This window comes from Parahoeflea alexandrii, assembly GCF_027214025.1.
GTDB lineage: Bacteria > Pseudomonadota > Alphaproteobacteria > Rhizobiales > Rhizobiaceae > Hoeflea > Hoeflea alexandrii_A.
Window position 1 is genome coordinate 521,678 of sequence record NZ_JAPWHB010000003.1, and the last position, 24,326, is coordinate 546,003.

The following is a 24,326-nucleotide window of genomic DNA, read 5'->3' on the forward strand; positions in this document are numbered from 1 at the left end:
GACGCGATGGAGCAGGCGACGCGGCAGCGCATCGACAAGTGGCTGTTCTTCGCGCGCATCATCAAGTCGAGAACGCTTGCCGGCAAGTTTGCCGCCGGCGGCAATGTGCGGGTCAATTCCGAGAAGATCGACCAGGCAAGCGTGCTGATCAAGCCCGGAGACGTGCTGACGATCACGCTTGAGCGGCGGATCCTGGTGCTCAGGGTGCTTGGCTGCGGAGAACGCCGCGGCCCGGCGCCTGAAGCGCAACTGCTCTACGAGGATCTGTCGCCGAAACCCGCCGCAGCGGGTGAGGCCGAACCGGTCGCGGCGCAGCGTGCGCCGGGATCCGGCCGGCCGACCAAGCGGGACAGGCGAAAAATAGATCAGTTTCGCAATGCGGATGATGACGCATGAAATTGTCTTGACCCGCGAGGTTGCGGAGAAGCTCGTTCGCAAATCCGGCCCGCAGGCAGCGAGGTTCGTCCGCCGGCGCCCGGCTGCGGCGCTTTGCCGGCATCTGATGTCTTGCAATACGGCGTCAAAGCCGGTACCTCACCGCCGTTGATCGCTACAGCTTCCGCTTCGCCATGATGATCGCGATGCGCGCTGTGACGCTCTGGAAATGATGCATCTGCCGGCAGCCGGACCCAAGCCGACCGAGCCGCAGTTGCAGCAGTTAAAAGTGCTAAAGCGTCCTTTGTGCGTTTGATTAGACGCACGGCGCTTTAGGAGCCTCAGGAGAGATGCATGACCTATGTGGTGACTGACAATTGCATTCGCTGCAAATACATGGATTGCGTTGAAGTTTGCCCGGTGGACTGTTTCTACGAGGGCGAGAACATGCTGGTCATTCATCCCGACGAATGCATCGACTGCGGTGTGTGCGAGCCCGAGTGCCCCGCCGAGGCGATCAAGCCGGACACCGAGCCGGGGCTCGAGAAGTGGCTCGAGGTCAACACCGAATATGCGGAAAAATGGCCTAACATCACCATCAAGAGGGATGCGCCTGCCGACGCAAAGGAATTTGACGGCAAGGAAGGCAAGTTCGAGCAATACTTCTCGCCCGAGCCCGGCGAAGGCGATTGATCGCCCGAATCGGCTGTGGATATTGCTGCAATGCGGCGATCTTGCCTGTGCGCCGCCGCATGGTTAACCAAATCTTAAACTGTTTTTCCGCGGCCCGTTCGGCGGCTTGCGCAAATCATTGATTTACACCATTTTTTGTGGTACATATCATATTACTGACATCTTCAAGGCGCCGCCAGGGCGAAACAAGAAGCAAAAACGGAAGCAAACGTCCCTTACAGCGGTGGCTCTTTCCTTGCAGCGCAAAGCTGTCGGATTGCCAGATTCCGCGCGGTAAGCGACTGCGGCTTTTTGACTTGTCTCGTTCTTGAAAGCGTTGTCAGTGCGATGCGCCTGCCGGCCGTCGCAGGACCGGTCCGGGCAAGCCATGCCCGGCTCCCAGTGTCCGTTTCCGTAACAGGGAGTTTTGAAAACGCATGACAACCCAGCAGAAAAAGCCTTCACAGAGACAGGGTTTCAAGACCGGTGAATCGATCGTGTATCCAGCCCACGGCGTTGGACAGATCGTTGCGATCGAAGAACAGGAAGTTGCAGGCCACAAGCTTGAATTGTTTGTGATTGATTTCGAAAAGGACAAGATGCGCCTCAAGGTGCCGGTCGCCAAGGCATCGACAATCGGCATGCGCAAATTGTCGGAAACAGATTTTGTCGAGCGCGCGCTGAAGGTTGTTCAGGGCCGTGCCCGGGTCAAGCGGACCATGTGGTCGCGCCGCGCGCAGGAATATGATGCGAAGATCAACTCCGGCGATCTGATTTCGATCGCGGAAGTGGTTCGCGATCTCTATCGCGCCGAAAACCAGCCGGAACAGTCCTACTCCGAGCGCCAGCTTTATGAAGCGGCACTTGACCGGATGGCCCGCGAACTCGGCGCCGTCAACAAGATGTCCGACACCGAAGCGGTGCGGCTGATCGAGGTCAATCTCAACAAGGGGCCGAAGCGCGGCAAGGCCAATGATGAGGACGGCGCGCAGGAAGAAGCTGCATAACGGCTTCGCGTTCCACAAGCCTACCAAAAGCCCGGGCCGCCCCACGCGCCCGGGCTTTTTTGTTGCGGCATGCAGGAACGATCTCTCAGGGCTTCCCCGTGGTTTCGGAAGGCCGCCAGAAACGGCTCAGTCCAGGGTGCGGCCGGCATACTCCGGGTATGGGCGCCTCTCTCCTGCCGAGAATAAATGATCCGCACTGACGTGGTCCGGCCACTTTTCCGCCGCATCCTTTGCTGGAGAAGGAGCCGGAAACTCCCGGAGTATGGCGTGAGGCCGGTCGCTTCCGGCTGCTCAAGATTTCATGGAACCATTTGCATTTAAAAGCCTTTCCCTCAAGGGCGTGCACGTCTGCAGGCTGCAGGGGTCTTATCACGGATATTTCATTACGCGTGATGATCCATTCCCCAATGTCTCACGTAGACTCGGGCATACGTCGAAAAGACCGGAGGATGTCATGAAAGCGATTTCCGCAAACAGACAGATGGTGCGTGCCGCCATGGCCGCTCCCTATCTCGAACGGGAACAGGAGCATGACCTTGCGGTCCGCTGGAAAGACAAGAAGGACCAGGACGCGCTGCACCAGATCACCATGGCGCACATGCGGCTGGTGATATCGATGGCTTCCAAGTTCCGCAACTTCGGCCTGCCGATGAACGACCTGATCCAGGAAGGCCATGTCGGCCTGCTTGAGGCGGCCGCCCGGTTCGATCCCGAACGGGATGTGCGGTTTTCGACCTACGCCACCTGGTGGATCCGGGCTTCCATCCAGGATTACGTGTTGCGGAACTGGTCCATCGTCCGCGGCGGCACCAGCTCGGCCCAGAAGGCGCTGTTTTTCAACCTGCGCCGGCTTCGGGCGAGGCTTGCCCAGGACGATCCGAGCCTTCCCGAGAGCGCCATCCACTCCCAGATCGCCAATACGCTCGGCGTTCATGCCAAAGATGTCGAGGTGATGAACGCGCGCCTGTCGGGATCGGACTCGTCGTTGAACGCTCCGATGTCGAATGGAGATGATGGTGCATCGTCCGACCGCATGGATTTTCTCAGAAGCGACGAGCCACTGCCCGACGAACAGGTGTCGACGATCATCGACGAAGAACGCCGCAATATCTGGCTTGATGACGCGCTCAACACGCTCAATCCGCGCGAACTTCGCATCATCCGCGAGCGGCGGTTGAGCGAGGATGGGGCGACGCTCGAGTCGCTCGGCTCGGAACTCGGCATCTCCAAGGAGCGAGTGCGCCAGATCGAAAACCGGGCTCTGGAAAAGCTGAAGGCCGTGCTGACGACGGCCACGCCCGAGATCGCCAGCCTCTGAACGGAGACGGAGAGCCTGCGGGGGCCATGTTTCCCCGCCGATTCAGCGGTCGCTGACGATCTTGACCTTCTGGCCGGCCGATACCACGGAGCCGGACGGAATTGCATTGAGCAACCTGAACAGCTCAAGCTTGCGTTCGACGCCTTTCATCCTCGCGGCCAGCGAAACCACTGTGTCGCCGGGGGAGACGGTGACGATCCGGATCCGCAACGGCTGAACTTGTCTGATTTCAGCGGCCGACATCCTGCGGAACCCGGCGCGAACGACCGAAGCCGTGGGCTCGAGGTCGCGGCTGCCGCTCGGCGCGGCGGTTAAAAACCGATAGATGCGGTCCTTCAGCCTCACCACTGTGATATCGAAATCCCAGCGGTCTGCACTGGCGCGGGCGGTGGCGGCGGGCAATCCGTCGATGCGGGTCGGCCTGATCGAGGAGGGATCCAGGCCGGTGACCCAGCCGCTCGCGATATAGTCCGTCAGGGACTGGTTGCTGTCGTCGGTCACGCCGTCAAAGCGGATCGCCATATCTCCGGGGCCCGTTGCCATCACGGCGTCGGCGTTGTTGTCGATCCTGAAACCCGCCGGGACCCTGAACTTGATCCCCAGGACCGGGTGGAGGAATTCGGTGCCGCGGACATAGCCCTCATTCGGGCTGTCGCCGAACAGCAGTCCGTCAATGCCCTCGAGATAGTAGTCGCGGCCGCGGTCACCGACACCTTCGGGCCCGAAGGCGCGTGCATGGTTCTTGGCAAGCTGCACCCGCTGCGGCGCATTTGGGTGACTGGCGAGAAAGTCGAGGCTTGAATCCGCTTCGGGATCGACGGCGGTGAATTGCTGGTTGGCATTCATCGATTCGAGAAACCGCGGCGCCGCATAGGGGTCGTAGCCGGCCTCGCCGAGCATTCTCACGCCGATGACGTCGGCCTGGAGTTCCTGATTGCGAGAGAAGGCGGCAAGAGACAGCTTGCCGCGGGCGACCGCGCGCCGGCCGTCTATGGAATTGGCAAACAGTTCCTCGGCCACCTGGCCGGCAATCTCGACCTCCTGTTCGCGGCGTTGCCGTTCCAGGCCGTGATTGGCGGTGACGTGCGCCATTTCGTGCGACAGGACGGCCGCCACTTCCGAGGCGTCATTGGCGAGCGCCAGCAGGCCGCGGGTGACGTAAAGATAGCCGCCCGGCAAGGCGAAGGCGTTGACCGCAGGCGAATTGAGAACGGTGATGCGATAGGCTTGGCTCGGGTTTTCCGAGACGAGAGTCAATGCCCCGACGATGCGCGCCACCAGCCGCTCGGTCTTGGCGTCGCGGAACTCACCGCCATAGCTGGCGATGATGCGCGGGTGCTCGTTGGCACCTATGCGTGTGCGTGGATCGGAGGCGCCGGCCTTTTCCGCAGTTTGCGGTGTGGCAGATGGCTTGACGGCCGGCTCATAGACGTCGACCCCGAGTGTCTGGCAGCCAAACAGCAGCAGGCCGCCCGTCGCCACCAGCGCGATGCGAAGCTTGTTGCCGATTGCCGGTTTGGTTCTTGTGCGGGGCGCAGCGATCTTGGCCATGGTCCGGATTGTTTTCTGGTCATCTTGATGCCGGGACGGAAGCTGAAAATCTCACAGGCCGGAACTCAGGCTCTGGTCTATCCCAATTTGCGCCGCTTCTCCAGTGGCAAACACTCGCGTCGAAATTGTGGCGCGGTCTCATTTTCCGGCTGCACTGCCAAGGTAGGCCTCCAGGTCGGGCAGGTCGTGGCGTTCGAAGAAGCCTGCCGCAGGCGCGTCGGCGATAATCCGGCCCCTGGCTATGAACAGGATCTGACCGGCTGCAGTGCGGGCCTCATCGGGGTCGTGCGTGACCATGAGCACCGTTGCGCCGACCTCGGAGCAGATCTCCAGCATCAGGGCAAGCATATCCGCGGCAAGGCCGGGGCCGAGGCCGTCAAACGGCTCGTCGAGCAACAACAGCGGGCGACGGCGGGCGAAGGCGCGGGCCAGCGCCACCCGTTGCCGCTCGCCGCCCGACAGGGTTGCCGGCATCCGCTTGCCGAAACCCGCGAGGCCGACCCTTTCGAGCGCGTGCTCGACCCGGGTCCAGGCGGCTGCATCGAGCCGCAGCGAAGGGTTGAGGCCGATGCCGATATTGGTGCGAATATCGAGATGGGCAAACAGGTTGTTGTCCTGAAACACCATGGAGATGCCGCGTTCGGCAGGGGCAAGACCGGTCACGTCGCGGCCATCAATTCGGATCCGGCCGCTGTCGGGTGTCAGGAAGCCGGCGGCGAGATTGAGCAGGGTCGACTTGCCGGCGCCGGAGGGCCCGAGAATGGCGGTCACGGTTCCCGCCTCCCGCCGGAACGAGAACTCGGCGCCGAGATCGCCGATGCCGTAGACAACGCCTTCAAACGCAATTGCTGGTTCCTGTGTCATCGCAGTCCGCTTCCGTTCCGGTTGCCGAGCCTGTCGGCGAGGATCATCAGACCCATGGTGAGGCCTCCCAGAAGCAGCGCCAGGCCGGCGGCGTCGCTGGTCCGGTAACTTCCCAGTTTCTGATACAACAGCCAGGGCAGGGTGACGATCCGGTCGCTGCCAAACAGCGCGATGGCGCCCAGATCACCGAGCGACAGGGCGACGGCGAAGACGAAGCCGGTCGCCAGGGCCGGCAGCATGGCGGGCATGTCGATCTGCCAAAGCCGGTTGAGGCCGACCAGGCCGAGCGACACGGCCAGCCGACCATTGCGCTCCATGGTGCCTTGATGCGCGGGCTCCATCACCCGCATGACGAAGGGCAGCGCCATCAGAGCATTGACCAGAGTGATCACCGCCAAAGGCGCCAGCAACTGGCCGGTTCCGCCGCCAAGCGTCAGGAACCATCCGGCACCGAGAACGACGGGCGGCACAAGAAGCGTCAGGGATCCCGCTGCGCTCGACAGCCCTGCCAGCAGGCCCATCAAGGCTGAGCCGGGCCGGGCGCCGGCCGAATAGCGGGCGCGCACCAGGAGGCTCGCGAGCAGGACCGACAGCGACGCAGCGGCAAGGCCGATCAGCAGGCTGGTCATTGCCGCGCGCCAGAACAGGGCGTCACCAAGCAAGCGCGACATGTCGGCGCTCAATCCGGAAACCAGCACCGCAGCCATCGGCGCACCGACAAAGACGCCGCCCAGCCCGATCAGCATTGCATCCGGGACAGCATGAATGCCGCCGCCGACATCCGGGCGGTTGCTGGCGCCGCCCTTGGTGTCGCCGGCCTCTGTCGGCGCGGAGATCAGCTTGAGAGCGAGCATCACCACCAGGGTCAGGCCGACCTGGATGAGCGAAAGCAGCACCGCCCGGCCGGGATCGAAATCAAAGCGCAGCGCCTGGTAGATGGCGACCTCCAGCGTGGTCGCCGCCGGTCCGCCGCCAAGCACCAGGACCAGTGTGAAGGAGGTGGCGCAGAGCATGAACACCAGCCCCGCCGCACCGGTCGCGGACCGGCGTATCGCAGGCCATTCGACGAGGCGGAACAGCGAAAGTCCACCCATACCCAGATTGGCGGCGGTCTTCCAGTACTCCGGCGGCAGGCGTTCCAGCGCCGGCAGGATCAGCCGGACTGCCAGCGGCAGGTTGAAGAACACGTGGGCGACGAGAATGCCGCTCAGGCCGTAGATCGAGAACGGGGTTTCGACGCCGAGGACGGACAGGCCCTTGTTGGCGATGCCGTTGCGGCCCCAGATCTCGATCAGGCCGAGGGCGGCCACCAGCGGCGGCAATCCAAGCGGCACTGCAAACAGGCTGATCAGCCAGCGCCGCCCCGGAAAGACGGGGCGGCGGGCAAGGGCCCGGGTCAGCGGCACCGCGAAGAGCAGGCTGAGAAGGGTCGACAGGCCTGCCTGCAGCAGGGTGAACCGGGTGATCCGCAGCAGGTAGCTACCCTGACTCGAGTTGAACCCGGTCCCGCCGCCGTGGGAGAGCAGAACCGCAAGCGGCGCCGCCAGCGCCAGGCCGACGCATAGCAGGGCGGCAATGCCCGCCAACCGTGATGTGCGATGTTCGGCCCGGGTCAGCATGGCGGCCTTCAGCGGCTCATGGCGCCGAGCCATTCCTCGATCCAGGCGGCACGGTTCTGTTCGACCTCCTCGGGCGAGTAAAGGAAGGTTGTTTTCGGGGAGACCAGGGTGGAGAAGGCTTCCGGCAGTTCCATGGTGACGGGTGCCGCCGGCATCATCCAGTTGTTGGTGGGGATCTCGTTCTGGAAACCGGGCGTCATCATGAAGCTCAGGAACTGGCGTGCCAGGTCCTTGTCCGGGGCGTTGGCGAGCAGGCCGGCGACCTCGATCTGCAGGTAATGGCCTTCGGAAAATTCAGCCGCCTGGTAGCGGTTGGTTCCCTCGGCGACCATGTGGTAGGCGGCCGAGGTGGTGTAGGACAGCACCATCGGCGCTTCGCCTGAGGTGAACAGGCCATAGGCTTCCGACCAGCCCGGCGTCACGGTCAGCACGCGCTTCGAGAGTTTCCGCCAGGCGGAGGCCGCGTCGTCGCCATAGACCGACTTCATCCACAGCAGCAGACCAAGGCCCGGTGTCGAGGTGCGCGGATCCTGGATGACGATCTTCTGTTCCGGGTCGCCTTCGACCAGCTCTTTAAGGCTTGCAGGCGGTGTGCTGATCGCCTCGCTGTCATAGATAACGGCGAAATGGCCGTAATCATAGGGGATGAACACGTCGTCGCTGAAGCCGCCGGGGATCTTGACCGCCTTGGTATCCAGGCCGTGCGCCTCGAACAGGCCGGTGGCCTTTGCTTCGGCAACCAGGTTGGTGTCGAGTCCCAGCACGATGCCGGCCTCGGCCTTGTCGCCCTCGAGCTTGAGGCGGTTGAGGAGGGCCACGCCATCGGCGACGCCGACCCATTTGAGATCGCAGCCGCACTCTGCTTCAAAGGCTGCTTCAATCTTTGGGCCAGGGCCCCATTCGGCAATGAAGCTCTCGTAGGTATAGACCGTTAACGCCTTGTCAGCACCGATCGCCGGGGCTGCGAGAAAGGGGAAAAGGGCTGCCAGGGCAGCAGGAAGAAATCTGTACTTGCGCATCGATCGCGCCTCCTTGGTTCAGAAAAACAGGAATAGGCGCGATGTGCACGTCTAATCCCTCCGCCGGTACAAACCGGATCAGGTTCTTCGGGTTGACCATCTGGTCTCTCAGCATGGCAAATGCCAGGCACCCCGTTAGAGCGGGACAAGACATAGAATTTCTTCCAGACGCTGGCAAGTGCGCGCAAAGCTGCTATTGGCATGCGCCATGAGTTCAAATTCCACTTTTGCCATCCTGCTCGGCGGGGTGCTCGAGATTGACGACCGCGTTCTGGCGCTGACGGCGGGCGCGCGGGCGATTGCCGCCGACGGCGGCATCGTCCATGCGCAGGCGCTTGGCCTGACGCCCGAATTGTGGGTCGGCGATTTCGATTCGACCTCGACCGATCTCACCGAACGGCATGCCGGCATTCCGCGGCTGCCGTTCCCGGCGGAAAAGAATTTCACCGACGGCGAACTGGCGATTGAACAGGCGATCGAGCGCGGTGCTGCGCGGCTGATCCTGATCGGCTCGTTTGGTGGCGCGCGCACCGATCATGCGCTGTCGCATCTGATGCAAGCCGTCACCCTGGCCGAGCGGGGGCTCGATGTGGTGCTGACCTCCGGCGTCGAAGAGGCGGTTCCGTTGTTGTCCGGGTCGCGGGAGCTCGATCTTCCCGCCGGCTCACTGTTTTCGGTCATCGCGTTTACCGCGCTCAATGGCCTCAGCCTGTCCGGAGCGAAATATCCGCTCGACAGGGCCAATATTGCATTTGGTGCGTCACGCACCATCTCGAACGTGGCCGAGGGCCGCCTGACCGCGAGCCTTGGTTCCGGGCGCGCCCTCATCGTCGCCCGCCCTCATGATTTTTCCGGAGCCTGAGCATGGCGCCTCCCATTCTGAAACTCGACGACATCAGGCTTTCCTTCGGCGGAGCGCCGCTGCTTGACGGGGCCGAGCTGCAGGTCGAACCTGGCGACCGGATCTGCCTTGTCGGCCGCAATGGCTCGGGCAAATCGACACTTCTGAAGATTGCCGCCGGGCAGGTCGAGCCGCAATCGGGCGAGATCTTCCGGCATCCCTCCTCGACCATCCGCTACCTGCCGCAGGCGCCGGATTTCGATGGCTTCAAGACGGTCCAGGCCTATGCGGAAGCCGGCCTCGGTCCGAGCGACGATCCGCACAGGGTCAGCTATCTGCTCGAGCATCTCGGGCTCGACGGCGAGGCCGACCCGCAAACGCTTTCCGGCGGCGAAGCCCGCCGAGCGGCGCTGGCTCGGGTGCTGGCGCCGGAGCCGGATATCCTGCTGCTGGACGAACCGACCAACCATCTCGACCTGCCGACCATCGAATGGCTGGAAGAAGAACTTCTGCGCAGCCGCGGCGCGCTGCTGGTGATCTCGCATGACCGGCGGTTTCTCGAGCGCATCAGCCGGGTCACGGTCTGGCTCGACCGGGGCCGCTCGCTGAGGCTGGATCGCGGTTTTGGACATTTCGAGGCCTGGCGGGATTCGGTGCTGGAAGCCGAAGAGCTGGAGCAGCACAAGCTCGGGCGTCAGATCGAGCGCGAGGAACACTGGCTTCGCTACGGCGTGACCGCGCGGCGCAAGCGCAACATGCGGCGTCTGTCGGATCTCAAGACCATGCGCGCTGAGCATCGCGGCCACAAGGGACCGCAGGGGCGGATCAATGCCCAGGTAGCCGAGGGCCGCGATTCGGGCAAGCTGGTGATCGAGGCGGAAGGAATCTCCAAGAGCTATGACGGTGCGCCCGCAGTGGTGCGCGACTTCTCGATGCGGATCAATCGCGGCGACTGCATCGGCATCGTCGGCCCCAATGGTGCAGGCAAGACGACGCTTCTCAAGATGCTGATCGGCGAACTCGAGTCGGATACCGGCTTTGTCAGGCATGGATCGAAGCTCGACATCGCGGTGCTCGACCAGCGCCGCGAAGTGCTCAATCCGGACGAGACGCTGGCGCATTACCTGACAGACGGGCGCGGCGACAATCTGCTGGTCAACGGCGAAGCCAAACATGTCACCGGCTACATGAAGGACTTCCTGTTCCAGCCGGAACAGGCGCGGACCCCGATCCGCAACCTGTCGGGCGGCGAGAAGGCGCGGCTGGTGCTGGCGCGGATCCTGTCGCGGCCTTCGAACCTGCTGATCCTTGATGAGCCGACGAACGATCTCGACATGGAGACGCTGGACCTGCTGCAGGAAGTCGTCGCCTCCTATCCCGGAACCGTGATCCTGGTCAGCCATGACCGCGATTTTCTCGACCGCACGGTCACCTCGACCCTTGCGCCGGCGAACCCGGCGGAACCTGACGGGCGATGGATTGCCTATGCCGGCGGATATTCCGACATGCTGACACAACGCGGTGTCGAGGCGCGGGAGAAGAAGGCCCGCTCGGCCCAGGAGACGGCCAGCACCGCCTCAGCGCCGAAGCCGCAGACGGCCAGCCGCGACGCCTCGCGCAAGCTCTCCTACAAGCAGAAATTCGCGCTGGAGTCGCTTCCCGGAAAGATCGAGGAAGCGCAGGCAAAGCTCGCGAAGATCGAGGCGGAAATGGCCGATCCAAAACTGTTTGCCAAGGACCCGGACGGGTTTGCCGCCCGGGCCAAGACCCACGATGCGCTCAAGGGCGAGATCGAGGCGATGGAAAGTGAATGGATGGAGCTCGAGATCCTGCGCGAGGAAATCGAGGGCAGCTAAAGCCAACGGAGCGCTCATGCGGGCTGCTTGAGCGCTCCTTCCATTTCTCGAGCCGCCTTTTGCGTCAGGCGACCTTTGTCACCGAAGCGATGACGAAGGTGTGCAGTTCGTCGGCGCCGTGATCACGGATCGATATGTATTCCCCGGTCTTGAAGACATGGTTGGAGAGCCGGAAGCCGGTTTCATCGTCGTCATCGTCGGCGGGATCGTAATCGAAAGCCCAGCCGCCTTTCGGATGATGGACGAGATAGCCCAGTTCCGAGCGCTCACCATCCCAGAAACGAACGACGGTCGAGGATGACGGCGCCTTTTCCCAGGCTTCCTTGTCGAGATGGCCTTCCTGATCCAGCGGGGCATGGATGTCGTAGCCGCGATGGACATTGCCTTCGGGGAATTCCTTGTTGCGGGCCATGACCAGATGGATGTGGTAAAGCGTCATGTCATTCTCCAGTTGATGCGATGAGCAGGTTTGGATTCATCCTGTCCTGCCGTTCCCTCCGCCGCCTTGATCTGGCGCAAACCGTTGATGTGGCTTGCGGGTTGCGTCACGGGCCCGAGTATGGTGTTGAAGACGGTATCGAACCAAGCCGCCGGATTTGCGGCGTATGGAGGAAATATGCAGTTTGAAGGCACGTCCGCCTATGTCGCGGAAAAGGATCTCACCGTTGCGGTCAATGCGGCGATCCGGCTCGAGCGGCCGCTTCTGGTCAAGGGAGAACCCGGCACCGGCAAGACCGAGCTTGCGGTGCAGATCGCCAGTGCGCTGGGACTGGAGCTGATTGAATGGTCGGTGAAATCCACTACCAAGGCGCAGCAGGGGCTTTACGAGTACGATGCTGTCAGCCGTCTGCGCGACAGCCAGCTTGGCGACGAGCGCGTCAATGACGTGGCCAACTACATCCGCCGCGGCAAGCTCTGGGAAGCCTTTGCCGCCGACAAGAAGACAGTGCTGCTGATCGACGAGATCGACAAGGCCGACATCGAGTTTCCGAACGACCTGCTGCAGGAACTCGACCGCATGGAGTTCTTCGTCTACGAGACCGGCGAAACCATCCGGGCGAGGCAGCGGCCGATCGTCATCATCACGTCCAACAACGAGAAGGAACTGCCTGATGCGTTCCTGCGCCGTTGTTTCTTCCACTATATCCGGTTTCCCGACATGGAGACCCTGCAGCGCATCGTCGACGTGCATTATCCGGGGATCAAGCAGACGCTGGTTCGCGAAGCGCTGACCCAGTTCTACGAGATCCGCGAGACGGCTGGCCTCAAGAAAAAACCCTCGACGTCCGAGGCACTCGACTGGATCCGGCTGCTGGTCGCCGATGATGTTTCGCCGGAAACGCTTCGCGGAGATGCGAAGAACGCGTTGCCGAAACTTCATGGCGCGCTGTTGAAGAACGAGCAGGATGTTCACCTTTTCGAGAGGCTGGCCTTTTTGGCGCGGCAACGCGGCAATTAGTTTTCCCCGGTAATTATTTGGCTAGGTTTGGCTGGTAGCATGCGCCGTTCCGGACACTCGCGAAAGGCCGTTTTACTTGCCGTATGCCAACCTGACATATGAAGTGCTCGGGCCCGCGATATTCCTGTCTGCTGGCTTCGCATTCCTTTTGCTTTATATGCACGACCGCACACAGCTGCCCGCGCTCAGATTGTCGGCGGCCTATTTCGTTTCGCTCTTCGGATTTGTCGCTGTCATGTTGGTCGACAGTGATCTTCAGCCCGGCTTTCAGGCCGCCATTCTGGTTTCGCTGTTTTCGGGGCATTTTCTGCTGGTCTGGGGTGTGGCCTCGCTTTTCGGAAAAGACTTTCCCCGGCTGGCCTTCGGGCTATCGGTCGCGGTTGTCCTGAGCCTGATAGTCTATGCCAACGCTTCCGGGGCGATGTTCTGGCTGCGGTTTGCGGCTATCAGCGGATTCACGGTTCTGGTGGACCTGATGTGCTGTCTGCTGGTCTGGCGTGCAAGAAGCCATCGGGTAGACATCGTTGTCGCGATGGCCTTCCTTGCCCAGGCCGCGCTGACGCTGAACCGGATCGTCCTGATCCAGTTTTCCGAGCTCGACCTATCTACGCACAGTGTCTTCAGGAACTCGGATTTTGCACCATCAATGCAGACCGAGAATGCAATATTCGCGATTGTGATCGGCCTTGCTCTTTTCTCCCGCTATTCCGTCACCCTGGTCATGCAGCTGAGGCGTCTTGCGGAAACCGACCCCCTTACCGGCCTTCTCAATCGCCGGGCATTCGAAGCCAAAGTACAGGCGCTGCGGGCAGCGTCGGAGCCATTGCCGACCGGTCTGATCATCTGCGATATCGATCATTTCAAACGGGTCAATGATGACCACGGGCATGAGGTGGGAGACAGAAGCCTCAAGGCATTTGCCGAATTGCTGGAGCGGGAGACGCCGGATACGGCGATCTGTACGCGGCTTGGCGGAGAGGAATTCTGCATTGTTCTCGCAGGTGTCAATAATGAAGCGATCCGGCTCCAGGCAACCCATCTTCGCAGGGCGGTTGAACAGTTGCAGATTGCCATAAGGGGCGGGAACCTGAGCCTGACGGCAAGTTTCGGCTACAGCAAGCTTGAACCCGGAGATGATCTGAGGACTGCCATGGTCAATGCCGATGCTGCCGTATACCAGGCGAAAAAGGACGGTCGAAATCTGGTTCGCGAGGCTGCACAGACAGTGGCGACAGCTGAACAGATGAAGGTGGCCTGACAGAAGCTTTGACCGGGATCTGTACTGTCAGCCCCCGAGAGGAGGCTTCCGGCATCACTGTGATGTCGAGTGCTTCATGGATTTGGCCTGCAACGAGACCTGCCACAGGTAGCCGATGCCGATGAAGAAGATCCCCAATCCGGCGAAAAAGCAAAAAAAGAACAGGACAATGAACAGCTGGGGGGACAGGTCCATCACGGATTCCTCTCGTTGATCGTATCATCCCACGCTTGGCGGCATAGGACGAAACCTTGGTTTGTTCGTGAAGGATGGCTGCGTGGGCTGACCGGTTCAATGATGGATGTCATTGCAACGAGATTGACTTGCCGGCAAGTGCCACTAAATTGGCTCTCGTGGTGATTTGGCCGGCCGGCTTGCAGCCACGTTAAACAACTTGCTAAAGGGCCGACGGGGCGCGTTCCCACCGGACCGGCAGCATTGTATTCGCGGCCGGTTTCTTGTTGGAGCTGATAGCGTCATGCCGATCCGTATTCCCGATGGTCTTCCCGCCCGCGACGCACTTGTGCGCGAAGGCGTGCAAATCATGGATGAATCAATTGCCGTGCGGCAGGATATCCGTCCGTTGCACATCGGGCTGTTGAACCTGATGCCCAACAAGATCGCCACGGAAACCCAGATTGCGCGGCTGATCGGCGCTTCACCGCTTCAGGTGGAGCTGACACTGGTGCGCATCGGCTCGCATGTGGCCAAGAACACCTCGGAAGATCACCTGATCAATTTCTACCACACCTGGGACGAGGTGAAGCACCGCAAGTTCGACGGCTTCATCATTACCGGTGCGCCGATCGAGACCCTTCCGTTCGAGGACGTGACCTACTGGCAGGAGATGGAGCAGATTCTCGACTGGACGACAACGCATGTCCATTCCAGTTTCTTTGTCTGCTGGGGGGCGATGGCCGCGGCCTGGCACTTCCACAAGGTGCCCAAGCGGGCGCTCGAGGAGAAGGCATTCGGGGTCTACCGGCACCGCAACCTCAATCCCGCGTCGCCTTATCTCACGGGATTTTCGGACGATTTCCAGGTTTCAGTGTCGCGCTGGACGGAGGTACGGCGCGAGGACCTGACGCCGGGTTTCGAGGTCCTGATGGAAAGCGACCAGACCGGATTGTGCCTGCTGCACGAGGCTTTCGCCAACCGGCTCTATATCTTCAATCACATCGAATATGATTCCGGGACCTTGGCGGAGGAGTATTTCCGCGACGTCAAGGCGGGGACGCCGATCAAGCCGCCGGCGAATTATTTTCCCGATGACAACCCGGACAAAAAGCCGCAAAACCGCTGGCGCAGCCATGCCTTCCTGCTGTTCGGAAACTGGATCAACCAGGTCTACCAAACCACGCCCTTCGACATCGAAGAGATCGGGGAGGACCGTCTGCCGTCGGAAACAAAGGGAGTGAATGCATGACCGGGAAAGTTGAAATACGGCCGATTACGCTGGCTGACGAACCCGAATGGCGGCGGTTGTGGACGCTTTATCTCGAGTTCTACGAATCGAGCGTTCCGGAAGAGGTCTACCGGACCACGCTGGCCCGGATCGTCGGCGATCATGTTGCCGGTGAAGCATCCTTCTACGAACCGCGCGGGATGCTGGCGCTGGTCGACGGCAAGCCGGCCGGCCTGGTGCATTATTTCTATCACCGGCATTGCTGGAAGATCGAACAGGTCTGTTATCTGCAGGATCTGTATGCCGCGCCGGACGTGCGCGGCACCGGCGTTGGACGGGCGCTGATCGAGGCGGTCTACGCGCAGGCCGACGCGGATGGCTGCCCGAGCGTCTACTGGATGACGCAGGAATTCAACGCCACCGCCCGCAAGCTCTACGACCGCATCGCCACGCTGACGCCGTTCATCAAGTACAGCCGGTAGGGCCCTGGGCCGGCATTGCTGGCGGTAGGACTTGAACATTTTGGACAATTTGGCTATTTTAGACAAAATGTCCAATCTGGCAATTTGCCGACCGGGAGATGTCCGATGAAAGTCATGCAGGCAAGCGAGGCCAAGAACCGCTTCGGGGAATTGCTGGAGGCTTCCGCTACGGAGCCGGTGGTGATCCGAAAGAACGGGCGCGACATACGCGTCGTGCTGTCAACCGAAGAGTATGAGCGCCTTTTGGGCTCCAACTCGGTCGACCCAAAGGTGCAGACTTCGTTGGAGCGCAGCATGAAGCGCTGGAACAAGGTGTATGAAGCATTGGCCAAATAGGGTCGCTCATGCGCTACATTACACTTCAGGAAGCGATCCACATCCACGATGTGTTGCTCAAGGCCCATGGCGGTGCGCCGGGCCTCCGTGATCGAGGGCTGATCGAGGCTGCACTTTTGCGGCCACAGACCGGTTGTTACACAGATCTTATTGAAGAGGCGGCAGCGCTTTGGGAAAGCCTTGCCATGAATCACGGCTTTGTTGACGGCAACAAGCGCGTTGCCTTTGCCTGTATGGAAATCTTCCTGGATCTCAATGGCCTTGAACTTACTGCTGGTGAAGATGAAACAATTCGGTTCATCTACGACCGGCTTGAATCCGGAACCTTCACCAAGGACAATCTCGATGCCTGGTTGCGGGGTAACACGGGCCCGGCGTGAGTGCGGTTGTGATGGTGCAGCATCCTCGTGCTCGCTCATGAATCGCCGGGAGTGAAGCAAAGTCGCCGCTGGTCTCGATCCGGAAGTTGTGAGAAACTGATCCCTGATCAGCCGTATTCCGGGGAAACGATCGAGGCGTGGCGGACATGGCCGTGCGGGAAGACAGGACATTCGAGAAGGTCGTTGCCGCGATGGCCGGGCTGGCCTGCGTTCTCATGGCGATTGGCTGGGCAATGCGCGAAGATCCCGCGGAAAAGCCCTATATCGATATCGCCGGCGGTGGCTTCGTCTACAATTACCGGGAAGCGCAGGTGTATTACGGGTTTGTCGCCCATGTGCTCAAACCCCTGCCGGTCGGGACCTGGTTGATTGCCGATTTCGAGAATCCCGCGGGTGGGCCGCCGCTCACCGTCGAGACCCGGCTGCACGCGCGCAGCGTCCGCTATGGCGTTCACTCACCCAAGGTGCGCGGGGTTAAGGCGGGCAAGCCATACCATGTGGCGATCAGGCTATACGACTATACCCGCAGCAAGCTGATCTGGGCCGCGGACAAGGATTTTACCAGCCAGATCGACGACACCGTCGTGCCGGACAAGCCGCTGACCATCGGGCCGGGCTATTTCCCCAACCCCGAACTCAACGAGAGCTGACAATGATCGGCCCCAAGTCCGTTGGCACTACGCTGCCAATGCGGCAATCGTCGCGCGACCGGTTCCTCTGTCGGTTTGTCAAAACCAAAGCCGACTAAGTATCTATCCCGAGTTGCAGCTGCCTGGCTCCGATCAAGATGCAGGGCGGACCTTTTGCAGCACGAGCTTGCAGGTTTCGCCATCTGGCGCGGAAGTAGTTGCCGCACCGTCTCACCAATGCCGCTCGTCCTGAAAACGATCAAAAATTGCCCGTAAAATCAAGATTTTGGATACCGTGTTTTATCAATTCTTAGCGAACTCATCGGAATAGTCCCATTGCATTGACGGCTTTTCGTCGGATTTTTTAGGGATACGTTTGTGAGCAATATCGATATTAAGCGGCCCATGTGGGTCAAGATGGCCGGGTTTGGCTTCGCGTCGGTTCTTTTTGCCAGCTCGATGATCGGCGGCCTTGCCTGGTACAGCCAATCCAACATGAACGAGCAGGCGGTTCTGAAGGAATTCAACGCCGACCTCGCAGTGCTGGAGGCAGATATGGAAGCCCAAAAGCGGGCCGCATCCGGCCTTGCTCTTTCCATTGCCAGCGAACCCGAGATTGCCGGCCTGATTGCGGAAAATGCGCGCGAGGACCTGATCGCGCGCTATTCAGGCAGTCTTTCGCGGGTGAATGAAACGAGCGGTCTCGGGCTCATCACCTTCTCCCGGAACGGTGTGGTCGTTGCGCGCGTTCACGCACCGGAAAAATTCGGTGACGACATCCGCGGGCGCCGCAAGATGGTCGTCGCAACGATTGCAGGCAAAAAACTGCATGCCGGTGTTGAACCCGGACGCACCTCGGTCAACGTCTTTGCCACAGCGCCCGTCATGCAGAATGGCGAGATTGCCGGTATTGTGGATGTTGGCAGCGAGCTTTCAGCGAACTACTTCTCCCGCATCGCAGAGAAGACCGGCTCTCTGATTGCCGTCCACATCCTGAAAGACGGTAACTTCGAGACGCAGTCCTCGACGTTCGGTGCTTCCACGATGATGTCCCCGGAAGAGCTGCGCGCGGCTTTCGATAACGATCAGCCGCTGAAGCTGGTGTCGACAAAAGAGCATGACTATGCAGTTACCGGAAAGGTGCTGAGGAACTTCTCCGGGGAGAAGATCGGCGTGATTGAAATCGCAGCTGACGTCACACCGGTTGTTGTTGCGGGCGAAGCCGCGACGTGGTCATCGATCGTTGGAACCCTGATTGTTTCGCTGCTGTCCCTGCTGGGTTTCTTCTTTTACGCCCGTTCTTTCTCCGGCACGATAAGCCGGATGACCAGTACCATGGTGCGGCTGGCCAATGGCGACCTGGCGGCAGATGTCCGGGATCAGAACCGTCCCGATGAAGTTGGCGCGATGGCGCGCGCGGTCCAGGTCTTCAAGGAATCCGGTCTGGAAAAAATCCGGATCGAGCAGGAGGCCGACGAACAGAGAAACAGCGCCGAGCAGACGCGCGAGCGCAACAGCGAAGCCGAACGCGTCCGGGCGCAGGAAATGGAGCAGGCAACCCAGGGGCTCGCGGATGGTTTGAAGCATCTTGCCGACGGCGACCTCTCCTACCAGCTGACGCAGCCGTTCGCTGCCGATTTCGAAGGTCTGCGAAGCGATTTCAATGCGGCCGTTGCGCAGCTCGGAAATACGCTGCGGTCAGTCGCCGAGGCATCGCAGCAGATCGATACCGGATCGCGCGAGATCAGCCAGTCGGCCCAGGATCTCTCCAAACGGACCGAGCAGCAGGCTGCCTCACTTGAGGAAACAGCCGCTGCCCTTGACCAGATCACGGCGAATGTCACCAATTCGACGCAGCGCGTCGAGGAAGCCAGGACTGTCGCGGTCAAAGCCAACCAGAGTGCTGTGCAATCGGCTACGATTGTTTCCAATGCTGTCGACGCAATGGGTCGGATCGAGCAATCTTCGAACCAGATCTCCAACATCATTGGCGTGATTGACGAGATCGCTTTCCAGACCAACCTTCTGGCGCTGAATGCCGGTGTGGAAGCAGCCCGCGCAGGCGAAGCCGGAAAAGGCTTTGCCGTGGTGGCACAGGAGGTTCGCGAACTGGCGCAGCGCTCTGCCCAGGCCGCGAAGGAGATCAAGGATCTGATCCGCAATTCTTCCGTCGAAGTGGAAGGCGGCGTCCGGCTTGTCAGTGAAACCGGCGAGGCGCTGAAAGCGATCGAGAGCTACATCGTGACCGTCAACGAGCACATGAATGCCATCGCCCACGCCGCGAAGGAACAGTCGGTAGGCCTGTCGGAAGTCAATACCGCCGTCAACCAGATGGACCAGGTCACACAGCAGAATGCCGCAATGGTGGAGGAAAGCACGGCTGCCAGCGTTTCGCTTCAGGATGAGGCGGGGCGCCTGGGTTCCCTGATCGGTCAATTCCGTCTGTCGGGCAGCGCCAGTGGACACTCGGCGGCGTTGCGCCAGACAGCACGCGTCATGGCGGAGCCGTCTTCTTCCAGCCGGCGTTCAGCCCCGGTACAGGGCAATCTTGCCGTCAAGGCCGAAGAGTGGTCTGAGTTCTGATCCATCCGCCGGTTTACGCAGCCGGGCTGTCGAGAAGGTCCGGGTTGCGGGAGATCCGTTACAATCAGACTGCGGCGCCGCGAGGGGAATCCCTTGCGGCGCCGCACAAGTCACGGGGCCGGGTCACGGTAGAAGTGGTTGCTTCAGGTGTCCTCGATGATCGATCCATGCCTCGGCAGATGGCATGGAGCCGCAAGACCGGCTGACGCTCGGTGGCGGCTCACTGGAAAAGCACTCCCGATGCGGATCATCAGTTCCAAACCGGTTGGCAACCGGTTCTCAATGCGGCTATTGTCCCGCGCATGTTTCTTCCGTTTTTTCTAGAACTCAAAGCCGCCAAAGTACCGGTCTCGCTGCGCGAATACCTCACCCTGATGCAAGGGCTTGAGGCTGGGCTGTCGCGTTATGACGTCGAGGGTTTCTATTACCTGGCGCGGGCGTCGCTGGTGAAGGACGAGCGGCACGTCGACCGCTTCGACCAGGTTTTCTCGCACTATTTCCGCGGCGTCGAGGCGATCGGCGGCGAAGGCGGCGTGGATGCGCGCAACCTGCCCGAGGAATGGCTCCGGCGGATGGCCGAGAAGCATCTGAGCGAGGACGAGAAGAAGCTGATCGAGAGCCTTGGCGGCTTCGACAAGCTGATGGAAACCCTCAAGCAGCGGCTCGAGGAGCAGCAAAAGCGGCACCAGGGCGGCTCGAAATGGATCGGCACCGCCGGCACGTCTCCGTTCGGCGCCTATGGCTACAATCCCGAGGGCGTACGGATCGGTCAGGACGAGAGCCGCCACCGGCGGGCGGTGAAGGTTTGGGACAAGCGGGAATTCAGAAACCTCGACGACACAGTGGAGCTCGGCACCCGCAACATCAAGGTGGCCTTGCGGCGGCTCAGGCGCTGGGTGCGTGAGGGCGCGGCGGAAGAGTTCGACCTGCCCGGAACCATCCAGTCGACCGCGGAACATGGCTGGCTCGACGTCAAGACCCGGCCGGAGCGCCGCAACGCGGTCAAGCTCCTGATGTTCTTCGATGTCGGCGGCTCGATGGATGATCACATCAAGGTGGTCGAGGAGCTGTTCTCGGCGGCCCGGGCCGAGTTCCGGCACATGGAGTATTTCTACTTCCACAATTGCCTTTACGAGGGCGTATGGCGGGACAACAGCCGGCGGCGACAGGAACTGCTGCCGACAGCCGAAGTGCTGCGCACCTACGGCTCGGACTACCGGGTAATCTTTGTCGGCGACGCGGCGATGAGCCCCTACGAGGTGGTTTCCGTGGGAGGATCGGTGGAGCACTGGAACGAGGAGCCAGGCCAGGTCTGGCTGACGCGCGTGCTCAACCATTTTCACAAGGTGGCATGGCTCAATCCCGCGCCGGAAGCCTATTGGCCGCACACCCATTCGACGGCACTGATCCGGCATCTGTTCGGCGACAGGATGTTCCCGATGACCCTTGCCGGGCTGGAAGCCGCAACCCGTCAGCTGACGCGCTGATCCGGTCTTGCGCCGGACAGAAAACGCGGTCATGTCTTCCTCGGGAACCATCCGCACCTGATCGAGGGGAGAAACAGCATGACGATTGAAGCTTTCGGCCAGACCGCGGATGGCGAGACCGTGCACCGGGTGACGATCGGAGGCGGTGGGCTGACAGCGAAGATCATGACCTGGGGTGCGACCCTGCAGGATCTCCGGCTGGAAGGTCATGCAGCGCCGCTGACGCTGGGTTTCCCCGACTTCGAGAGCTATCCGCTCCACTCACCCTACTTCGGACAGACGGCCGGGCGGCACGCCAACCGGATTGCCGGCGGGCGCTTTGTGCTGGACGGGGTCAGCTACCAGCTCGAATGCAACGAGCGCGGCATCAATCATCTGCATGGCGGCAGCGCCGGGATTGCCAAGCGGCTGTGGACGCTCGAAAGCCACGGCAGCGATTTCGCGGTTTTTTCAATTGTCGATCCGGACGGCCAGTCGGGCTATCCCGGAACCATGAAGATCGAAGCCCGCTATGAGCTGCGGCCAGGGGGCGGCATGGCCATCACCTATACCAGCGTCACCGACCGGCCGACGCTCGCCAACATCGCACATCACAGCTATTTCACCCTCGACGATGCCGACGATATCCTCGAACATGAAATGATGATTGCGGCAGATCATTATCTGCCGGTCGATGCGGAGCAGATCCCCACCGGCGAGATCCGCGACGTGGCGGGCACAGATTTCGATTTCCGTGAACTGCGGCCGATCCGCCGGGAAGGCCCGGATGGGCAGGTGGCCTATGACCACAATTTTTGCCTGTCGACCGAGCGGCAGCCGGTCCGGACCATTGCACTGGCGCGGTCGATGCGTTCCGGGATCGCCATGGAGCTTCGGTCAACCGAGCCTGGGCTCCAGTTCTATACCGGCTTCAAGATCAATCCGTCGGTTCCCGGACTGACCGGAAAACCCTATTCGGCCTGCGCCGGCTTCTGCGTTGAAACCCAGAGCTGGCCCGACAGTCCCAACCATCCGGGTTTTGCCGGCGCGGTGCTCAGGCCGGGCGAGAAGCTGGTTCAGCATACCGAGCATGTGTTCATCAGCAGCTGAAGACGGGTACGAGCGTAATTTCCCGTCTTGACAGGCGCTCCAAAATAGAAGCCCATAGCACAGGTCTTATATAAGACTTGCCGACCTGTTCCGGCTGTCGGCTCTGGGGAGGAGCGTGACCATGACGGTTTTACTGGCGGTGCTCAAGCCGTTGGCGGGCTTCAACACCCTCATGTTGCGCATGGGCCGCAACGTCGCCTGGGTGGCGATGGGCCTGATGGTGCTGATCATCATCCTGCAGGTGGTTTTCCGCTACGTTCTGGGCAATGCGCTGGCCTGGCCGGACGAGGGAGCCCGCTTCCTGATGCTGTGGATGACGGCGTTGATAGCGCCCACCGCCTATCGCTGGGGCGGCTTCGTTTCCATCGAAATGGTCAAGGACATGCTGCCGGTGCGGATCGGCGCGTTTCTGGGCCTGGTGCTGCTGGCGCTGTCGCTGGTCGTGCTCGTCTACGGGTTCAGGCTTGGCCTCAATCATGTCAATTCCGGCTGGCTGTTCAACTCGAGTTCGCTGAAGCTGCCGCTCGAGTTTCTGGGGCTGGGACTGGTGCGGATCAAGCTGGCGTGGATGTACATGTCGCTGCCTGTCGGCCTGCTGTTGATGATCCTGGTCAACATTGAATTGTGCCTCAAGGCCATCGCGCATCTCATCGACCCGGAGGTGGAACTGCCCGAGGATCATGACCGCTTCATCGTGGCGGTGGAGTAGGCCATGCTGTTCTTCTTCCTGCCGCTGTTCCTGATCTTCCTGATGATCGGCCTGCCGGTGTTCTTCGGCATGCTCGCGGCCCCGGGCCTGCTGCTCTGGTTCAACGGCCAGGAGCGGGACATCGCACTGCTTTACCGCAACGTCTACACCGGGATGGATTCGTTTCCGCTGATGGCGATCCCGTTTTTCATGCTGGCGGGCGAACTGATGAACCGCGGCGGCATCACAATGCGCATCGTCGAGTTCAGCCAGGCGATGATCGGCCATCTCAAGGGTGGCCTGGCGCATGTCAACATCCTCTCCTCGATGCTGTTCGCGGGCCTTTCCGGCTCGGCCGTGGCCGACGTGTCGGCGCTGGGATCGATGCTCATTCCGGCGATGGAGAAGAACGGCTATACCCGGAAATTTGCGGCCGCGGTGACGGCGGCCTCGTCGGTGATCGGGCCGATCATCCCGCCATCGGGGATCATGATCATCTATGCCTACGTGATGGGCGAGTCCGTGGCGGCACTGTTTCTTGCAGGCATCGTACCCGGTGTCCTCGTCGGTGTCGGACTGATGCTGGTCGTGGCCTTCATGGCCAAGCAGCACGACTTTCCGGTGGCCTCCCGGCGGGCCACCTGGCCCGAGCGCGGCCAGGCCAGCCTGAAAGCGTTCTTCCCGCTTTTGACCCCGGTGATCATTCTGGGCGGCATCCTGGGCGGCGTATTCACGCCGACGGAAGCTTCCGCCGTGGCCGCGGTCTACGCCTTCATCGTTTCGCTGTTCATTCTCAAGACCATGGGCTGGGCCGATCTGCCGAAGGTGCTGACCAAGGCGGCGATGACCACGTCGGTGGTGCTGCTTCTGGTCGGCGCCGCGATGGCGTTCAAGACCGTTGTCAGCCTGTCGCACACGCCGGAGATCCTGGCCAATTTCATTCTTGGCCTGTCTGACAATCCGTACATGCTGCTGTTCCTGATCAATGTGCTCCTGTTCATTGTCGGGATGTTTCTCGATGCGGGGCCGGCGATCATCATCCTGGGGCCTATCCTCGGACCGATCTTCACCGATCTCGGTGTTCACCCGGTGCACTTCGCCATCATCATGAGCGTCAATCTGACCGTGGGGCTTGCAACGCCACCCATGGGGCTGGTGCTGTTCGTCACCTCAAGCGTGTCGGGCGAACGGGTGGAAACCATCGCCAAGGCGATCCTGCCGTTCCTCTTGGTGGAAGTGGCGGTGATCTTCATGATCACCTTCATCCCGCAGATTTCGCTGTTCGTGCCGCAGCTGTTCGGCTTTGCGCGATGAGGGTTCGGGACGTGCGGAATGTGGCAGGCGAGGCGCGATGCATGCGGTTGACAAGAGCAGGGATCTCGTCAATCTTGTATCTTATATAAGACTA

24 protein-coding genes and 2 riboswitches are annotated in these 24,326 nt (G+C 61.1%); of the genes, 18 read left to right on the top strand and 6 right to left on the bottom strand.

Going from position 1 to position 24,326, the window contains the following annotated elements; all coding sequences use genetic code 11:
- Positions 1-6: 6 nt before the first annotated feature.
- The 4 genes from O4H62_RS12965 to O4H62_RS12980 all read left to right on the top strand — a co-directional run bounded on the left by O4H62_RS12965 (position 7) and on the right by O4H62_RS12980 (position 3,372).
- Positions 7-396 (top strand): RNA-binding S4 domain-containing protein, encoded by a 390-nt coding sequence (locus tag O4H62_RS12965; protein WP_269388358.1) that lies wholly within the window; start codon positions 7-9, stop codon positions 394-396.
- 333 nt (positions 397-729) lie between these two features.
- Positions 730-1,068, top strand: a complete 339-nt coding sequence (gene fdxA, locus O4H62_RS12970) for a ferredoxin FdxA (RefSeq protein WP_269388359.1) — start codon at positions 730-732, stop codon at positions 1,066-1,068.
- Positions 1,069-1,484: 416 nt separating this feature from the next.
- On the top strand, positions 1,485-2,054 hold the full coding sequence (locus O4H62_RS12975; protein ID WP_269388360.1) for a CarD family transcriptional regulator: 570 nt from the start codon (positions 1,485-1,487) through the stop codon (positions 2,052-2,054).
- Positions 2,055-2,508: 454 nt separating this feature from the next.
- On the top strand, positions 2,509-3,372 hold the full coding sequence (locus tag O4H62_RS12980) for an RNA polymerase factor sigma-32 (RefSeq protein ID WP_269388362.1): 864 nt from the start codon (positions 2,509-2,511) through the stop codon (positions 3,370-3,372).
- Between the two features lie 42 nt (positions 3,373-3,414).
- Here the strand turns inward: O4H62_RS12980 and O4H62_RS12985 are convergent, their stop codons facing one another.
- From O4H62_RS12985 to thiB, 4 genes are all read right to left on the bottom strand, one after another.
- A complete protein-coding gene (locus O4H62_RS12985; RefSeq protein ID WP_269388363.1) occupies positions 3,415-4,923 on the bottom strand; it encodes a M48 family metalloprotease in 1,509 nt (502 codons plus the stop codon).
- A gap of 138 nt (positions 4,924-5,061) precedes the next feature.
- The gene (locus O4H62_RS12990) at positions 5,062-5,787 is read right to left on the bottom strand and encodes an ATP-binding cassette domain-containing protein (protein WP_269388365.1); all 726 of its coding nucleotides are present in this window, start codon (positions 5,785-5,787) and stop codon (positions 5,062-5,064) included.
- A complete protein-coding gene (locus tag O4H62_RS12995) occupies positions 5,784-7,406 on the bottom strand; it encodes a thiamine/thiamine pyrophosphate ABC transporter permease ThiP (protein WP_430538434.1) in 1,623 nt (540 codons plus the stop codon). The genes O4H62_RS12990 and O4H62_RS12995 overlap by 4 nt, the downstream gene beginning before the upstream one ends.
- 8 nt (positions 7,407-7,414) lie before the next feature.
- Positions 7,415-8,425, bottom strand: coding sequence for a thiamine ABC transporter substrate binding subunit (gene thiB, locus O4H62_RS13000; RefSeq protein WP_269388368.1), 1,011 nt, complete (start codon positions 8,423-8,425; stop codon positions 7,415-7,417).
- Positions 8,426-8,463: 38 nt separating this feature from the next.
- Positions 8,464-8,570: riboswitch (TPP riboswitch) on the bottom strand.
- Between the two features lie 63 nt (positions 8,571-8,633).
- Between thiB and O4H62_RS13005 the strand changes: the two genes are divergently transcribed.
- Entirely contained in the window at positions 8,634-9,287 is a 654-nt protein-coding gene (locus O4H62_RS13005; RefSeq protein ID WP_269388369.1) for a thiamine diphosphokinase, read from the top strand.
- A gap of 2 nt (positions 9,288-9,289) precedes the next feature.
- Entirely contained in the window at positions 9,290-11,122 is a 1,833-nt protein-coding gene (locus O4H62_RS13010) for an ABC-F family ATP-binding cassette domain-containing protein (protein ID WP_269388371.1), read from the top strand.
- Positions 11,123-11,186: 64 nt separating this feature from the next.
- On the opposite strand, the gene O4H62_RS13015 is transcribed toward O4H62_RS13010, so the two are convergent.
- Complete coding sequence (locus tag O4H62_RS13015) at positions 11,187-11,561, bottom strand: hypothetical protein (RefSeq protein WP_269388373.1); 375 nt, start codon at positions 11,559-11,561, stop codon at positions 11,187-11,189.
- A 177-nt stretch (positions 11,562-11,738) separates the two neighbouring features.
- Between O4H62_RS13015 and O4H62_RS13020 the strand changes: the two genes are divergently transcribed.
- A complete protein-coding gene (locus tag O4H62_RS13020; protein ID WP_269388374.1) occupies positions 11,739-12,581 on the top strand; it encodes an AAA family ATPase in 843 nt (280 codons plus the stop codon).
- Positions 12,582-12,816: 235 nt separating this feature from the next.
- Positions 12,817-13,839 (top strand): GGDEF domain-containing protein, encoded by a 1,023-nt coding sequence (locus tag O4H62_RS13025; RefSeq protein ID WP_269388376.1) that lies wholly within the window; start codon positions 12,817-12,819, stop codon positions 13,837-13,839.
- A gap of 54 nt (positions 13,840-13,893) precedes the next feature.
- On the opposite strand, the gene O4H62_RS13030 is transcribed toward O4H62_RS13025, so the two are convergent.
- A complete protein-coding gene (locus tag O4H62_RS13030; protein ID WP_269388378.1) occupies positions 13,894-14,034 on the bottom strand; it encodes a hypothetical protein in 141 nt (46 codons plus the stop codon).
- A 148-nt stretch (positions 14,035-14,182) separates the two neighbouring features.
- Positions 14,183-14,260, top strand: a riboswitch (SAM riboswitch).
- A gap of 57 nt (positions 14,261-14,317) precedes the next feature.
- On the opposite strand from O4H62_RS13030, the gene O4H62_RS13035 reads away from it, so the two are divergent.
- The 10 genes from O4H62_RS13035 to O4H62_RS13080 all read left to right on the top strand — a co-directional run bounded on the left by O4H62_RS13035 (position 14,318) and on the right by O4H62_RS13080 (position 24,232).
- Positions 14,318-15,265, top strand: coding sequence for a homoserine O-succinyltransferase (locus O4H62_RS13035; RefSeq protein ID WP_269388380.1), 948 nt, complete (start codon positions 14,318-14,320; stop codon positions 15,263-15,265).
- On the top strand, positions 15,262-15,726 hold the full coding sequence (locus O4H62_RS13040) for a GNAT family N-acetyltransferase (RefSeq protein WP_269388382.1): 465 nt from the start codon (positions 15,262-15,264) through the stop codon (positions 15,724-15,726). The genes O4H62_RS13035 and O4H62_RS13040 overlap by 4 nt, the downstream gene beginning before the upstream one ends.
- A 105-nt stretch (positions 15,727-15,831) precedes the next feature.
- Positions 15,832-16,062 carry a type II toxin-antitoxin system prevent-host-death family antitoxin gene (locus O4H62_RS13045; protein ID WP_269388383.1) on the top strand — a complete coding sequence of 77 codons (231 nt, stop codon included), beginning with the start codon at positions 15,832-15,834 and terminating at the stop codon, positions 16,060-16,062.
- Between the two features lie 8 nt (positions 16,063-16,070).
- On the top strand, positions 16,071-16,442 hold the full coding sequence (locus O4H62_RS13050; protein WP_269388385.1) for a type II toxin-antitoxin system death-on-curing family toxin: 372 nt from the start codon (positions 16,071-16,073) through the stop codon (positions 16,440-16,442).
- 146 nt (positions 16,443-16,588) lie between these two features.
- Positions 16,589-17,092, top strand: a complete 504-nt coding sequence (locus O4H62_RS13055; protein WP_269388611.1) for a hypothetical protein — start codon at positions 16,589-16,591, stop codon at positions 17,090-17,092.
- A gap of 357 nt (positions 17,093-17,449) precedes the next feature.
- A complete protein-coding gene (locus O4H62_RS13060; RefSeq protein WP_269388387.1) occupies positions 17,450-19,654 on the top strand; it encodes a methyl-accepting chemotaxis protein in 2,205 nt (734 codons plus the stop codon).
- A 302-nt stretch (positions 19,655-19,956) separates the two neighbouring features.
- Positions 19,957-21,141 (top strand): vWA domain-containing protein, encoded by a 1,185-nt coding sequence (locus O4H62_RS13065; protein WP_269388388.1) that lies wholly within the window; start codon positions 19,957-19,959, stop codon positions 21,139-21,141.
- A gap of 78 nt (positions 21,142-21,219) precedes the next feature.
- Positions 21,220-22,230, top strand: a complete 1,011-nt coding sequence (locus O4H62_RS13070; RefSeq protein WP_269388390.1) for an aldose epimerase family protein — start codon at positions 21,220-21,222, stop codon at positions 22,228-22,230.
- Between the two features lie 121 nt (positions 22,231-22,351).
- A complete protein-coding gene (locus O4H62_RS13075; RefSeq protein WP_269388392.1) occupies positions 22,352-22,939 on the top strand; it encodes a TRAP transporter small permease in 588 nt (195 codons plus the stop codon).
- A gap of 3 nt (positions 22,940-22,942) precedes the next feature.
- On the top strand, positions 22,943-24,232 hold the full coding sequence (locus O4H62_RS13080; RefSeq protein ID WP_269388394.1) for a TRAP transporter large permease: 1,290 nt from the start codon (positions 22,943-22,945) through the stop codon (positions 24,230-24,232).
- The last annotated feature ends 94 nt before the right edge of the window (positions 24,233-24,326 follow it).

Excerpts from the sequence above, each read along its gene's own strand:
- O4H62_RS12965 (WP_269388358.1), top strand. The coding sequence starts at position 7 with ATGGAGCAGGCGACGCGGCAGCGCATCGACAAGTGGCTGTTCTTCGCG.
- fdxA (WP_269388359.1), top strand. The coding sequence starts at position 730 with ATGACCTATGTGGTGACTGACAATTGCATTCGCTGCAAATACATGGAT.
- O4H62_RS12975 (WP_269388360.1), top strand. The coding sequence starts at position 1,485 with ATGACAACCCAGCAGAAAAAGCCTTCACAGAGACAGGGTTTCAAGACC.
- O4H62_RS12980 (WP_269388362.1), top strand. The coding sequence starts at position 2,509 with ATGAAAGCGATTTCCGCAAACAGACAGATGGTGCGTGCCGCCATGGCC.
- O4H62_RS12985 (WP_269388363.1), bottom strand. The coding sequence starts at position 4,923 with ATGGCCAAGATCGCTGCGCCCCGCACAAGAACCAAACCGGCAATCGGC.
- O4H62_RS12990 (WP_269388365.1), bottom strand. The coding sequence starts at position 5,787 with ATGACACAGGAACCAGCAATTGCGTTTGAAGGCGTTGTCTACGGCATC.
- O4H62_RS12995 (WP_430538434.1), bottom strand. The coding sequence starts at position 7,406 with ATGCTGACCCGGGCCGAACATCGCACATCACGGTTGGCGGGCATTGCC.
- thiB (WP_269388368.1), bottom strand. The coding sequence starts at position 8,425 with ATGCGCAAGTACAGATTTCTTCCTGCTGCCCTGGCAGCCCTTTTCCCC.
- O4H62_RS13005 (WP_269388369.1), top strand. The coding sequence starts at position 8,634 with ATGAGTTCAAATTCCACTTTTGCCATCCTGCTCGGCGGGGTGCTCGAG.
- O4H62_RS13010 (WP_269388371.1), top strand. The coding sequence starts at position 9,290 with ATGGCGCCTCCCATTCTGAAACTCGACGACATCAGGCTTTCCTTCGGC.
- O4H62_RS13015 (WP_269388373.1), bottom strand. The coding sequence starts at position 11,561 with ATGACGCTTTACCACATCCATCTGGTCATGGCCCGCAACAAGGAATTC.
- O4H62_RS13020 (WP_269388374.1), top strand. The coding sequence starts at position 11,739 with ATGCAGTTTGAAGGCACGTCCGCCTATGTCGCGGAAAAGGATCTCACC.
- O4H62_RS13025 (WP_269388376.1), top strand. The coding sequence starts at position 12,817 with ATGTTGGTCGACAGTGATCTTCAGCCCGGCTTTCAGGCCGCCATTCTG.
- O4H62_RS13030 (WP_269388378.1), bottom strand. The coding sequence starts at position 14,034 with ATGGACCTGTCCCCCCAGCTGTTCATTGTCCTGTTCTTTTTTTGCTTT.
- O4H62_RS13035 (WP_269388380.1), top strand. The coding sequence starts at position 14,318 with ATGCCGATCCGTATTCCCGATGGTCTTCCCGCCCGCGACGCACTTGTG.
- O4H62_RS13040 (WP_269388382.1), top strand. The coding sequence starts at position 15,262 with ATGACCGGGAAAGTTGAAATACGGCCGATTACGCTGGCTGACGAACCC.
- O4H62_RS13045 (WP_269388383.1), top strand. The coding sequence starts at position 15,832 with ATGAAAGTCATGCAGGCAAGCGAGGCCAAGAACCGCTTCGGGGAATTG.
- O4H62_RS13050 (WP_269388385.1), top strand. The coding sequence starts at position 16,071 with ATGCGCTACATTACACTTCAGGAAGCGATCCACATCCACGATGTGTTG.
- O4H62_RS13055 (WP_269388611.1), top strand. The coding sequence starts at position 16,589 with ATGGCCGTGCGGGAAGACAGGACATTCGAGAAGGTCGTTGCCGCGATG.
- O4H62_RS13065 (WP_269388388.1), top strand. The coding sequence starts at position 19,957 with ATGTTTCTTCCGTTTTTTCTAGAACTCAAAGCCGCCAAAGTACCGGTC.
- O4H62_RS13070 (WP_269388390.1), top strand. The coding sequence starts at position 21,220 with ATGACGATTGAAGCTTTCGGCCAGACCGCGGATGGCGAGACCGTGCAC.
- O4H62_RS13075 (WP_269388392.1), top strand. The coding sequence starts at position 22,352 with ATGACGGTTTTACTGGCGGTGCTCAAGCCGTTGGCGGGCTTCAACACC.
- O4H62_RS13080 (WP_269388394.1), top strand. The coding sequence starts at position 22,943 with ATGCTGTTCTTCTTCCTGCCGCTGTTCCTGATCTTCCTGATGATCGGC.